The 12,635-nt window shown below is 69.6% G+C and carries 8 protein-coding genes; 4 read left to right on the top strand and 4 right to left on the bottom strand.

Going from position 1 to position 12,635, the window contains the following annotated elements:
- Positions 1 to 34: 34 nt before the first annotated feature.
- Positions 35 to 2,914, top strand: coding sequence for a beta-galactosidase GalA (gene galA / locus P5F91_RS20200; protein WP_211106983.1), 2,880 nt, complete (start codon positions 35 to 37; stop codon positions 2,912 to 2,914).
- Positions 2,915 to 2,973: 59 nt separating this feature from the next.
- Here galA and P5F91_RS20195 read toward each other — a convergent pair whose 3' ends face one another.
- Genes P5F91_RS20195 through iolG form a run of 4 tightly spaced genes read right to left on the bottom strand, consistent with a single transcriptional unit; the run spans position 2,974 to position 7,637 of the window.
- On the bottom strand, positions 2,974 to 4,350 hold the full coding sequence (locus P5F91_RS20195) for a family 4 glycosyl hydrolase (protein WP_145611868.1): 1,377 nt from the start codon (positions 4,348 to 4,350) through the stop codon (positions 2,974 to 2,976).
- Positions 4,328 to 5,266: a carbohydrate kinase family protein gene (locus tag P5F91_RS20190; RefSeq protein ID WP_277908093.1), complete on the bottom strand. Its 939-nt coding sequence runs from the start codon at positions 5,264 to 5,266 to the stop codon at positions 4,328 to 4,330. The genes P5F91_RS20195 and P5F91_RS20190 overlap by 23 nt, the downstream gene beginning before the upstream one ends.
- Positions 5,263 to 6,645, bottom strand: coding sequence for an APC family permease (locus P5F91_RS20185; RefSeq protein WP_145611864.1), 1,383 nt, complete (start codon positions 6,643 to 6,645; stop codon positions 5,263 to 5,265). The genes P5F91_RS20190 and P5F91_RS20185 overlap by 4 nt, the downstream gene beginning before the upstream one ends.
- Positions 6,642 to 7,637 (bottom strand): inositol 2-dehydrogenase, encoded by a 996-nt coding sequence (gene iolG, locus P5F91_RS20180; RefSeq protein WP_145611862.1) that lies wholly within the window; start codon positions 7,635 to 7,637, stop codon positions 6,642 to 6,644. Before iolG ends, P5F91_RS20185 begins: the two co-directional genes overlap by 4 nt.
- Positions 7,638 to 7,823: 186 nt before the next feature.
- Here iolG and P5F91_RS20175 point away from each other — a divergent pair, with 186 nt between their 5' ends.
- The 3 genes from P5F91_RS20175 (at position 7,824) to iolD (ending at position 12,623) form a co-directional block, all read left to right on the top strand.
- Complete coding sequence (locus tag P5F91_RS20175; RefSeq protein WP_145611860.1) at positions 7,824 to 8,711, top strand: MurR/RpiR family transcriptional regulator; 888 nt, start codon at positions 7,824 to 7,826, stop codon at positions 8,709 to 8,711.
- A 97-nt stretch (positions 8,712 to 8,808) separates the two neighbouring features.
- Positions 8,809 to 10,764, top strand: a complete 1,956-nt coding sequence (locus tag P5F91_RS20170) for a bifunctional 5-dehydro-2-deoxygluconokinase/5-dehydro-2-deoxyphosphogluconate aldolase (RefSeq protein ID WP_277908092.1) — start codon at positions 8,809 to 8,811, stop codon at positions 10,762 to 10,764.
- Positions 10,761 to 12,623: a 3D-(3,5/4)-trihydroxycyclohexane-1,2-dione acylhydrolase (decyclizing) gene (iolD, locus tag P5F91_RS20165; RefSeq protein ID WP_277908091.1), complete on the top strand. Its 1,863-nt coding sequence runs from the start codon at positions 10,761 to 10,763 to the stop codon at positions 12,621 to 12,623. The genes P5F91_RS20170 and iolD overlap by 4 nt, the downstream gene beginning before the upstream one ends.
- The last annotated feature ends 12 nt before the right edge of the window (positions 12,624 to 12,635 follow it).

The raw sequence follows: 12,635 nt of genomic DNA, 5'->3' as shown, positions 1-12,635 counted from the left end.
TAGCATCGGCGCTAAATCAGCGGGGGAGGGCGCGGTGGCGGTCAGGGACGGGGGTATCAGCCGGCGGCAGATGTTGAAGGCGGGTGGCGCCATCGCCGTGGCGGTGGGCGGATGCGACCCCATCGGCGCTGTGGGCGCCTTCGCGGCATCCCCGATGGCGCCGCGACCCATCGCCAGTCCCCGCGAGGTGCTGGCGCTGGACCAGGGATGGCGCTTCTTCGAGGGCGACATCCCGTTCCCCGAGATCCTCAGCCAGGACGATTCCTACGACAACGCCAAGGCCGGCAAGGCCTGGGGGGCGGCCGCCCCCAGCTTTGATGATTCCGACTGGGCCGACGTGCGTCTGCCCCATGATTTCGTCAGTTTTCAGCCCATCGAGGCCGACGCCAACCGGGCCCAGGGCTACCGCCGGCGCGGCATCGCCTGGTACCGCACCGTCCTGCGCTTCGATCCGGCCGACCAGGGCCGCCATATCGAGCTGCAGATCGACGGCATCGCCACCCACGCCACCCTCTGGTTCAACGGCACCGTCGTGGACCGGAACTGGAGCGGCTACAACGGCATCACCATCGACCTGACGCCCTTCGCCACCTTCGGCGACGACCTGAACACCTTGGCCATCCGCGTGGACGCCCATGCCATGGAAGGCTGGTGGTATGAGGGGGGCGGCCTGTACCGCCCCGTTCGCATCGTGAAGCGCGATCCCGTCCACATCATCACCGACGGCGTCTATGCCCATCCAGTGCCGCAAGGGGACGGCTGGGTGCTGCCGGTGGAGGTCACCGCCTACAACAGCGGCAAGAACCCCGCCGCCATGATGGTGGTCAGCACGCTGGAGGATGCCGACGGCCGGGTGGTGGCCAGCGGCCAGGCGCCGGTGAGCATCACGCCCCTAGACCAGGGCGTCGCCCGGCTGGACCTGGGCGTGGCCAATCCCCGGCTGTGGAGCGTGGAGGCGCCCACCCTTTACCGCGTCCAGACCCGATTGATGGCGGGGGACCGGTGCGTGGACGCGGTCACCACCACCTGCGGCTTTCGCACCACCCGGTTTGACAAGGACAAGGGTTTCTTTCTCAACGGCCGGCCGCTCAAGATCAAGGGCGTGTGCGTGCACCAGGACCATGCCGGCGTCGGCACCGCCATACCCGACGCGCTGTGGGATTACCGCATCCGGCGGCTGAAGGAACTGGGCTGCAACGCCATCCGCTGCACCCACAACGCGCCATCGGCCGTGGTGTTGGACTTGTGCGACCGTCATGGCCTGCTGGTGATGGATGAGAACCGGCAGTTCAACCCGTCGCCCGACACCTTGGCCCAGTTGGAATGGATGGTGCGGCGCGACCGCAACCATCCCTCCGTCATCCTCTGGTCGGTGTTCAACGAGGAACCGATGCAGGGATCGGCCGCCGGGTATGAGATGGTGCGGCGCATGGCCCACGCGGTGAAGGCGCTGGACACCACCCGCCCGGTGACGGCGGCCATGAACGGCGGCCTGTTCACCCCGGTGAACGTGTCCCAGGCGGTGGACGTGGTCGGCTTCAACTACCAGCAGGACAAGTACGACGCCTTCCATGCCGCCCATCCCGACGTGCCGCTGATCTCGTCGGAAGACACCAGCGCCTTCAGCACCCGGGGCGCCTATGTGACGGACAAGGACAGCCGCACCATCGCCGGCTATGACGACCCGGTGAAGGACTGGAACACCCACCGCGCCGCCTGGAAGGCGATCGCGACGCGCGATTTCATCGCCGGCGGCTTCGTCTGGACGGGCTTCGATTATCACGGCGAGCCGTCGCCCTGGGGCTGGCCTTCCAATTCCTCCTTCTACGGCATCATGGATCTGTGCGGCTTCGCCAAGGCCGCCTTCCACATCCACCAGGCCCAATGGGTGACGGACCGCCCCGTGCTGGCCCTGGTGCCGCACTGGAACTGGGCGGGGCGGGAGGGCCGGCCCGTCAAGGTCATGGCCTGCGGCAACATGGAGGAGGTGGAGCTGTTCCTGAATGGCCGCTCCCAGGGCCGGCAGGCGGTCGACCCCTATGAGATGAACCATTGGATGGTGGCCTACGCCCCGGGACGGCTGGAGGCGGTGGGCTATGCCGGGGGCAAGGTCACGGCCCGCGCGCAGGTGGAGACGACGGGCCCGGCCGCGGCCCTGAGACTGACGCCCGACCGCGACCGCCTGCGCGGCGATGGGCTGGACGCCACGCCCGTCATGGTGGAGGCGATCGACGCCCAGGGCCGGCCGGTGCCGCTGGCCCAGGACATGGTCACCTTTACCATCGAGGGGGGCGACATCATCGGCCTGGGCAACGGCGATCCCAACAGCGCCGCCCCCGAGAAAGGCACCCGCCGGGCCCTGTTCAACGGCCTGGCTCAGGTCATCGTGCAAACGCGGGCGGGTAGCCGTGGGGCCCTCACGCTGACGGCCATCGCGCCCGGCCTGAAATCCGCCAGTGCCCGCATGGCGGTCGAGGCGGCGGCGGCCCCGACGGAGCAGGCGACCGCTCCCTCCGACCTGATCCTGGATACCTGGTACGCGGCTCCCCCTGCCGCCACGATGGAAGGGGCGCTTGCCTACCGCGACGCGGACATGACGGCGTGGGACGACTTCGGCACACGCTGGGCGCATGACCCGCAGACGGCGGACGGCTATACCCTCTGCTCCGTCCGCTTCACCCCTCAGGCCAAGGTGGGGCGCCAGGGCGGCCGCGTGGCGTTCCTTAGCCTGGTCGGGTCCTGCGACGTCTATGAGGGCGGCCGCCTGTTGGGCCGCAAGACGGCGGCACCGCCGGGGCCGCTGACCGTGGCGCTGGCCCCCGGGGCGGGCGTACGGCGCCTGGACGTGGTGTTCCGCACGCCCGCCGGGGCCGAGTTCGGCTTCAGCCGCAACGTCGCGGTGCGTCAGGCCTGACCGCTGGCCGGGCACCGCGCTGGATCCTCTCCCTCGCGGTGCCTGATCAGCGGTTGGGATCAGCAGTGGATGCAGCGGTCCAGCAGGTCGTGCAGCAGCGGGTCCGACGGCTCCCACTCCCCAATGGCGGGGTGGATCAGGAAGGCCATGCGCGCCGTCAGCCGGTCGGTGTTCATGGCCGACCGGATGGCGGCCCGCTCATAGGACTTCACCGACTGCACCAGGCCGTGGACTTCGTCGGGCAGGGGCTCCAGCGGTTCCGGAATGATGCTGTCGCGGCTGATCTGACAGGGCGTTTCGACGATGTCGTCGTCCGGCAGGTTGGGCACGGCGCCGTCGTTGCGGGTGTTGACGATGATGCGCGCGGGCTTGTCGCCGCACAGCGCCGTCATGACGTCCAGGGCGATGCGGTGGTAGCCGCTGGCTACGCGGAAGGGATCCTCGTCAAACGGCGCGTCCTTGTCGAAGGCGGAGCCGGCCGAGGCCTCCAGCTTCATGTAGGAGCCGGAGCGGCGGTTGAGATAGGCGGCGTAGGCGGCGACCGCCCCCTCGCCATCGTCGGCGCCCAGGCGATCCTTCAGGGTGGCGAACAGCTGGTGGTTCAACTGCTCCACCTCCGTGCCCCGGCTGCTGCCCTGGCGCTTCTGGTTCTCCAGCGCGCGGCGGCGGCTGTAGTAGAAGAACAGGTACTCCGTGGGGATCAGCCGCAGGGTGCGGATCATGGCGAAGTCGAACAGCGGGGCGGTGTACAGCTGCGACAGGATGCGGTCGTCGTCCAGCACACGGTCGGTCACGTCCTCGCCGCGCAGGCGAATGCGGCGCACCCAGCCCAGGTGGTTCAGGCCGACATAGTCGCACACCACCTCGTCATGCCGGGCGCCCAGCGCCAGGGTGATGCGGTGCAGCAGCTCGGTGGGGGTGTCGCAGATGCCCACCACCCGCGCCTTGGTGTGGGTGCTGACGGCTTGGGTGATCAGTCCGGCGGGATTGGTGAAGTTGACGATCCAGGCGCTGGGCGCCAGCCGCTCCACCACCCGCGCGTGGTCCAGGGCCACGGGCACGGTGCGCAGCGCCATGGCGGCGCCGGCCGGGCCGGTGGTCTCCTGCCCGGGATAGCCGTGCTTGATGGCCGCCAGCTCATCCGCCGCGCGCGAGGCGATGCCGCCGACCCGCACGCTGTTCAGGACGAAATCGGCGCCTTCCACCGCGTCCTCGATGGCAGCGGCTTCCCGAATGACCAGGCTGCCGCCCTCCTTGGCGACGACGGCGCGGCCCAGGGCGGCGATGACCTTCAGACGCTCCTGGTCCGGGTCGTACAGCACCATCTCGCGGGCGCCCAGGGCCTCCGCCGCCTCGTTGATGCCGAAGATGACCAGTGGGGTGCGCACGCCGCCGCCGCCGATCATCGCGATCTTACGATCGGTAGGATTGCTCATAAGTGCTCCATAGTTCCGTTCGGTCGGGGATGCCCCCCAAGGCGCCCGCCACCCGGGTGGACAGGGCGCCGCATATGCAGGCGCGGCGCAGGCGTTCCAGCACCGGCGCGCCGTCCAGCAGCGCGTCGATGTAGCCCGCGTCAAAGGCGTCGCCGGCGCCGGTGGTATCGATGGCGTCCACGGGGGGCGGGGCCGCGCTGAGGGTCGCGGCGCCGTCCAGGCCCAGGGCGCCGCGCCGCCCCAGCTTCAGGATGGGATTGGGCAGGGCCAGGCGGCGGGCCATGGACAGATAGTCCTCCGTCCCGTCGCTGCCGCAGAACAGCGCCGCTTCCTTCTCATTGGGCAGCAGGTGGTCGACGGCGCGGCAGGTGGCGTGGTTCGCCGGATCGGGCAGCCACCCGGGCTGGAAACCCACGTCCAGCGAGGTGGTGCAGCCGGCGTCCCGCAGGGCGGGCAGCAGGGCGTCGGCCACCGCACGATCCAGCGGCAGGGCGAAATGCACGTGGCGGGCTCGGGTCAAGCCGGCGACCGTTGCCGGGTCGGACAGCAGGGCCGGCAGGGCGCGGTTGACGCCGATATGGGTGAAGAAGGACCGGTCCTCGCGGGTGGAGACGCTGATGCTGATCCCGGTGGCGCCGTCGCCGATGCGCAGGCCGCCAGTGTCCAGGGCATAAGGGGCCAGGCGCTGACGGAACCAGGCGGCATCGGCCTCGCCCACGATGCCCACCAGCTGGACCGCGCGACCCAGGCGGGCCAGGCCGCAGGCGGTGTTGGCGGCCCCGCCGCCCACCTCGCGGGTGTAGGCGTCGGTCACCACCTCCTCCCCCGGCTGCGGCCAGGTGGTGAAGCCGCTGAGCACATGGTCGATGTACAGCTCACCGACCACGGCCACGTCATGGGTCTTGGTCGCGGTCATGGCGCTCGCCAGGCTGGCACCCGGAAGGGCCAGGCCCCCTCGCGCCGCGATTGCGCCAGATAGATCGCGACACCCAGCGCCAGCATGCCGATACCGATGGCGATGTGCCGGGGCTGGCTGGTGACGACGATATACAGCCAGCCGGCGATGGTGATGATGACGGGCAGGGGGTACAGCGGCATGCGGAACTGCCCCGGGGCCGCTGCTCCTTGCCGGCGCAGCATGACCACCGCCACGCACTGGGCGGTGAACTGGAACAGGGTCTGGATGACGATCAGCACGGCGATCAGGTCGGCCAGCGAGAAGAAGCAGGCGATGGCGGACGCCACACCCATGAACAGCAGCGACACGGTGGGGAAGCGCCCCTTGGGGTGCAGCCGGGCGAAGGGCTTGAAGAAGCGCCCGTCCACCGCCGCCGCGTAGGGCACGCGGGAAAAGCCCAGCAGCACCACCAGTGCCGACCCCCAGCTGGCGATCAGGATGAGGACGGAGACGACCACCCCACCCCAGCGGCCATAGATCACCTGCATGAAATCCGCCACCACGGCGCCGGACTTCTGCGCCGTCTGCCAGGGCAGGGTGCCCAGGATGGACAGGTTCAGGCCCAGGTACAGCAAGGCGACGATGGCGATGGACAGCAGCACGGCGCGGGGGATGGTGCGGCCGGGGTTCTTGATCTCCTCGCCGATCATGCAGACGTTGTTGTACCCGCCGTAATCATAGACCGCGATCAGCGTGGCCGAGCCCATGCCCATCCAGAAGGCGCCCGTGGGCTTGAACGCGCCTTCGGGGAAGTCGAAGGCCAGCCTGGCGTCGAAATGCAGGGCGCCGCTGAACACGATCCATAGGCAGGCGGCCACCACCACCACCGTGATGGCGATGGACAGGCGCTGAATGGAACGGATGTCGCGGTACAGCAGGGCGGTGTTCACCAGGCAGACGGCCGCCGCGATGGCCATCATGTGCCAGGGCTTCATGTCCGGGGCCAGGAAGCTGGCGTACTGCGCCAGACCCACGGTGCCCGAGGCAATGGACAGCGGACCGATCAGCAGCGACTGCCACAGATAGAGAAAGCTGAACAGCCGGCCCAGGCGGGCGGGGCCGAAGGCGTGCAGCAGGTAATGGTAGGGCCCGCCGGAGCGGGGGAAGGCGGACCCCAGTTCCGCCCACACCAGGCCGTCATAGGCGCACAGCACGGCGCCCACCAGCCAACCCAGCATGGCCTGCGGCCCGCCCATGGCGGAAATGGCCAGGGGAATGGTGATGAAGGGGCCGATGCCCACCATGTTCAGGATGTTGGCGGCCAAGCCGCCGCCCAGCCCGATGCCGCGGACGGGCCTCAGGGCCGGTTGGGAAGCAGGCTCCAGGGCCGTCGTCATAGGCGCACGGCCTGGCCGGTGGCGACGGATCGGGCGGCGGCCTCCGCCAGGGCCAGGGCCGCCACGCCGTCGGCATACCCCACGCTGGGCTTGGCCGTGCCGGCCAGGATCTCGGCGAAATGGGCCACCTCTTGCCGATAGGCCTCGGCATAGCGGTCCAGGAAGAAGTTCTGGAAGGCGTCGCTGGCGGCGCCCGGGTTGCCGCCGGCACCGCCCCAGGTAGAGACGCTGCTTTCCAGGATATTGTCGGCGCGCAGCAGGCCCTTGGACCCGAAGGCCTCGATGCGCTGATCATAGCCATAGCCGGACCGGCGGCTGTTGCTGATGACGCACAGCTTGCCCGTGGCGGTGCGCAGGATGGTCTTGGCGGTGTCGACGTCCCCGGCCTCGCCGATGGCCGGATCCACCAGGCAGCTGGCGGCGGCGTACACCTCCACCACCGGTTCGCCCAGCAGCCAGCGGGCCATGTCGAAGTCGTGGATGGCCATGTCCTTGAACAGCCCGCCGGATACCTTGATGTAGCTGACGGGCGGCGGGGCCGGGTCATGGCTGGTGATCTGCAGGGTTTCCAGCGCCCCCACGGCGCCGGCCTCGAGTCGGGCCTTCAGGGTGGCGAAGTTCGGGTCGAAGCGGCGGTTGAAACCCAGCATCAGGGGAACGTCGCCGCCCAGGACCGGGGCGGCGGCTTGGGCGCGGGCCAGATCCATGTCCAGCGGCTTCTCGCACAGCACGGCCTTGCCCGCGGTGATGGCACGGGCGGCCTGGTCCAGGTGCAGATCGGTGGAGCTGGCGATGATCACGCCGCGCACGCCCTCGTCCGCCAGCACCGTGTCCAGGTCGCTGACCGCGGCGCCGGTTTCGGCCGCCACGGCGTCACTGGCCGCGGCGTTGGGATCGGTGACGTACTTCAGGCGCAGGGCCGGGTGGGCCGCGACGTTGCGGGCGTGGATGCGGCCGATGCGGCCGGCCCCCAGAATGGCGATGTCGAACATGCAGGCTCCCTGTCAAGGCCTGGCCGCCCGGCTGGCCGGTTTCGGCGCCAGCGGGGCGGTCATCATCACATTATGGAATGAAAATATCATACCATGGGGTATGATGGAATATCCATAACGCCGGGTGGCGTTGCCTTCACCCGGTGAGAGTCTATTCTTGGGGCCACATAGGATTTTGGAGGGGCGATGACGGGGAGTGCCACCGTGCCGCGCACGGCCGAGGAGCTGCGGGCCGCCATATTGGAACGCTATGACACCTTCAGCAAGCGGCTGCAGCAGATCGCACGCTTTGTCCTGGATCATCCGGACGACCTCGCGCTGGAAACCCTGGCCGTGGTGGCGGAACGCTCGGGCGTCCAGCCTTCGGCCATCGTCCGCTTCGCCAAGGCGCTGGGCTATTCCGGCGCCATGCCCATGCAGCGCCTGCTGCGCGACGGCCTGTTGGCCAACCACACCGCCTTGGGCTATGGCGAGCGCGTGCGCCAATTCAATGCCGCCCTGGACCACCAGGCGGGGGCCGGCGACGACGGCGACCTGCTGGCGGAATTCGTGGAACGCGACACGCTGGCGCTGGAAAACCTGGGCCAGACCATGACCAAGGCCGACCTCGCGCGTGCCGTGAAGCTGATCGACCAGGCGCAAACCCTGTATATCATGGGTTTTCGGCGCGCGTTCCCGGTGGCGTCCTATTTGGCATATTCATTCCAACAGGTGGGCAAGCGCACCATCTTCGTCGATGGCGTGGGCGGCCTGACCAGCCAGCAGATGGGCGCGGTCGGGGAAACCGACCTGCTGATCGCCGTCAGCTACCACCCCTATGCCGAGGAAACGGTGCACGCCGTCGAGGCGGCGGCCGGCGCCGGCGCCAAGGTCCTGACCATCACCGACAGCCTGGTGAGCCCCATGGCCAAGATGGCGGTCCATGTCCTGCAGGTGCGCGAGTCCGAGGTGCGCGGCTTCCGGTCGCTGGCGGCCTCGCTGTGCCTGGCGCAAACCCTGGTGATCAGCCTGGCGTTCGAGCGCGAACGGGCGAGCGCCAGGGGCGTATCGCGGCCCCGCCGCCGGAAAGCCTGACCCATTTGGCGATACGTTATTTACAAAAACATGAAACGTGGAATATACGTTCCATTCTATCGGGCGCTGATCCGGCGCCCCCAAGGCTGGAACCGGCATGGCGTCTTCTGCGCAATCCCCCGTCCAAACCCGTCCCAAGTCGCTGGATCTGATCGCCATCGGCCGATCCAGCGTTGACCTCTACGGCCAGCAGGTCGGCGGCCGGCTGGAGGACATGGCGTCCTTTGCCAAGTACCTGGGCGGCAGTCCCACCAACACCGCGGCCGGCGGCGCCCGCCTGGGCCTGCGCACTGGCCTTATCACCCGGGTGGGGGCGGACCATATGGGCCGCTTCATCCGGGAAGAGCTGGAGCGGGAAGGGGTGGACGTCACCGGTGTCGTCTCCGACCCCGACCGGCTGACCGCCCTGGTGGTCCTGGGCATCCGCGACCGCGAAAACTTTCCCTTGATCTTCTATCGCGAGAACTGCGCCGACATGGCGCTGGACGTGGAGGATCTGGACCGCGACTGGCTGCGCCATACCGGCGCGGTGCTGATCAACGGCACCCACCTGTCCCAGCCCCAGGCCTTCGCCGCCAGCGTGGCGGCGGCACGGCTGGTGAAAGAAAACGGCGGTCGGGTGGTGTTCGACATCGACTACCGACCGGTGCTGTGGGGCCTGGCTGGCCGCGACCGGGGCGAGGATCGTTTTGTTGCACATGAGGGCGTCACCACCCGCCTGCGCGAGGTGCTGCCGCTGTGCGACCTGATCGTCGGCACGGAGGAGGAAATCCACATCCTGGGCGGCGTGACCGACACGCTGGCGGCGCTGGGCGCCATCCGCGCCCAGACCGGCGCCGTCATCGTCTGCAAGCAGGGGGCGGGTGGCTGCACCGCCTTCCCCGGTGCCATTCCGGCCACCCTGGCAGAGGGCGTCGTGGTGGCCGGCTTCCCGGTCGAGGTGTTCAACGTCCTGGGCGCCGGCGACGCCTTCATGGCGGGCTTCCTGCGCGGCTGGCTGCGCGATGAGCCGCTGGAGCGTTGCTGCGCCTGGGGCAACGCCTGCGGCGCCATCGTCGTGTCGCGCCACGGCTGCGCCCCCGCCATGCCCACCTGGCCGGAACTGGAATGGTTCCTGGCCCAGCCCAGCCTGCCCCACCGCCTGCGCGACAGCGCCGAACTGGAACACATCCACTGGGCCACCACCCGACGGCGGCGCTATGACGAGCTGACGGTGCTGGCCGTGGACCACCGCAGCCAGTTCGAGGATCTGGTGGCGGAGCTGGGCGCCGACCCGGCCCGCATCCCGCTGTTCAAGGCCCTGGCCCTGCGGGCGGTGGAAACGGTGGCCGGCGGCGACGACCGCTTCGGCCTGCTGCTGGATGGCCGCTATGGCTTCGCGGCCCTGGCCAGTTCCGCCGACGACCCCTATTGGATCGGGCGCCCCATCGAGGAACCCAAGTCCCGCCCGCTGGTGTTCGAAAGCTCCGCCGACGTGGCGACGGAGCTGGCGGAATGGCCGCTGCACCATGTGGTCAAGTGCCTGGTCTTCTATCACCCGGACGACGCCGCCGACCTGCGCGACCGGCAGGAGCGGCAGCTGCTGCGCCTGTTCGATGCCTGTCGCAAGACGCGGCATGAACTGCTGGTCGAGATGATCGTGCCGGCCGGATTGCCGGTCGATGCCATGACGGTGGCCCGCGGCATCCGCCGCCTGTACGCCCTGGGCATCAAGCCGGACTGGTGGAAGCTGGAGCCGGTGACCGATCCCGAAGCCTGGCGCAATATCGAGGGGGCCGTGCTGGAAAACGACCCCTATTGCCGGGGCGTGGTCTTGCTGGGCCTCTCGGCGCCGGAGAAGGAACTGCTGGCCTCCTTCCAGGCGGCGGCCCCCTCGGGCATCGTCAAGGGCTTCGCCGTCGGGCGGACCATCTTCTATGATGTTGCGCGCGGCTGGCTTGCCAACCGGCTGGACGATGAACAGGTGGTGGCCATGATGGCGGGCAAGCTGAAGACCCTGGTGGACGCCTGGCGGCAGGCCCGCGCGGCCGTGACTGAAGGGCAAAAGGCGTGAGCGGCAGGGTGCTGCGCCTGACGGCGGCCCAGGCGACTGTGCGCTATCTGGCGGCGCAACGGGTCGAGGGCGCGGACGGGCAAGCGGTGCCCTATTTCGCCGGCTGCTGGGCCATCTTCGGCCATGGCAACGTGGCGGGGCTGGGGGAGGCGCTGCAGGCCAGCCAGGACGCCCTGCCCACCTATCGCGCCCATAACGAGCAGGCCATGGCCCACGCCGCCATCGCCTTCGCCAAGCAGGCGCGCCGCCGGCGGGCCATGGTCTGCACCACCTCCATCGGGCCGGGCGCCACCAATATGGTGACGGCGGCCGCCCTGGCCCATGTCAACCGCCTGCCCGTGCTGTTCCTGCCGGGCGACGTCTATGCCAGCCGCCGGCCGGATCCGGTACTGCAGCAGATCGAGGATTTCGGCGACGGCACGGTGTCGGCCAACGACTGTTTCCGGCCGGTCTCACGCTATTTCGACCGGCTGACGCGGCCCGAGCAGATCCTGGACGCCCTGCCCAAGGCCATGGCGGTCCTGACCGATCCCGCTGCCTGCGGCCCCGTCACCCTGGCCTTTTGCCAGGATGTGCAGGCCGAGGCTTGGGATTATCCCGAGGATTTCTTCGCCCCCCGCCTGTGGCGCATCCGCCGCCCGCCGGCCGACCCCTATGACCTGGCCGACCTGGTGGTGCGCATCCGGAGTGCGCGGCGGCCGTTGATCATTGCCGGCGGCGGCGTGCTGTACGCTGGGGCGGAAGCTCGGCTGGCCGACCTGGCGGCGGCCACCGGCGTTCCGGTGGCGGAGACGCAGGCGGGCAAGGGGGCACTGCCCTGGGATCACCCGTCCAACCTGGGCGCCGTGGGCGTCACCGGTACCGGCGTGGCCAACGCCGCGGCGGCCGAGGCGGACCTGGTCATCGGCATTGGCACGCGCCTGCAGGATTTTACCACCGGATCCCGCGCCCTGTTCCGGGGGACGGCGCGCACGCTGGTGCAGGTCAACGTTTCGGCCCACGACGCGGCTAAGCAGGGTGCCGTGGGCGTGGTGGGCGATGCCGCCGCCGTGCTGGCGGCCCTGGCGCCGCTGCTGGCCGGCTGGCGCGTGCCGGCGGACTGGACGCGGGCCCTGGCGGACCCGGCGCTGGCCTGGGATCAGGCGTGGGAGGCGGCGATGGCCGCGCCGGGGGCCCCGGGGGGCGATAACGTCCTGCCCACGGACGCCCAGGTGCTGGGTGCCCTATGGCGCCAGGCGGCCGAGGATGCGGTGGTCGTCTGCGCCGCAGGCGGTTTGCCGGGGGAGTTGCACAAGCTGTGGCGGGTGCGCCGGCCCGGCGGTTACCACGTGGAATACGGCTATTCCTGCATGGGCTATGAGATTGCCGGCGGCCTGGGCGTGAAGATGGCGGAGCCGGATCGCGAGGTCCACGTCGTGGTGGGCGACGGCAGCTATCTCATGATGAATTCCGAGATCGCCACGGCCGTCATGCTGGGCCTGAAGCTGACCATCACCGTGCTGGACAACCGCGGCTACGGCTGCATCAACCGCTTGCAGCGCGCCACCGGCGGCGCCCCCTTCAATAATTTGCTGGCCGATACGCGCCACGCGGCCCTGCCGGCCATCGACTTCGCCGCCCATGCCGCCAGCCTGGGCGCCGCGGCGCGCAAGGTCGCGGATATTGCCGCGCTGGAGGCTGCCCTGGCCGAGGCGCGATCGGGCAAGGGTGTGTACGTCATCGTCATCGACACCGACCCGGCCGTGTCCACCGACGCCGGCGGCGCCTGGTGGGACGTGGCCGTGCCCGAGGTGTCCGACCGGGCGGCCGTCCGCCAGGCCCGCGCGGCGTATGACGAGAAGACAAAAGACCAACGTTAGGGAGATCAACCG

The sequence above is a fragment of the Nitrospirillum amazonense genome, from assembly GCF_029594735.1.
In the GTDB taxonomy this organism is placed as follows: Bacteria; Pseudomonadota; Alphaproteobacteria; order Azospirillales; family Azospirillaceae; genus Nitrospirillum; species Nitrospirillum amazonense.
The sequence above is the reverse complement of the archived record's forward strand: the minus strand, read 5'-3'. Positions and strand labels throughout refer to the sequence as shown.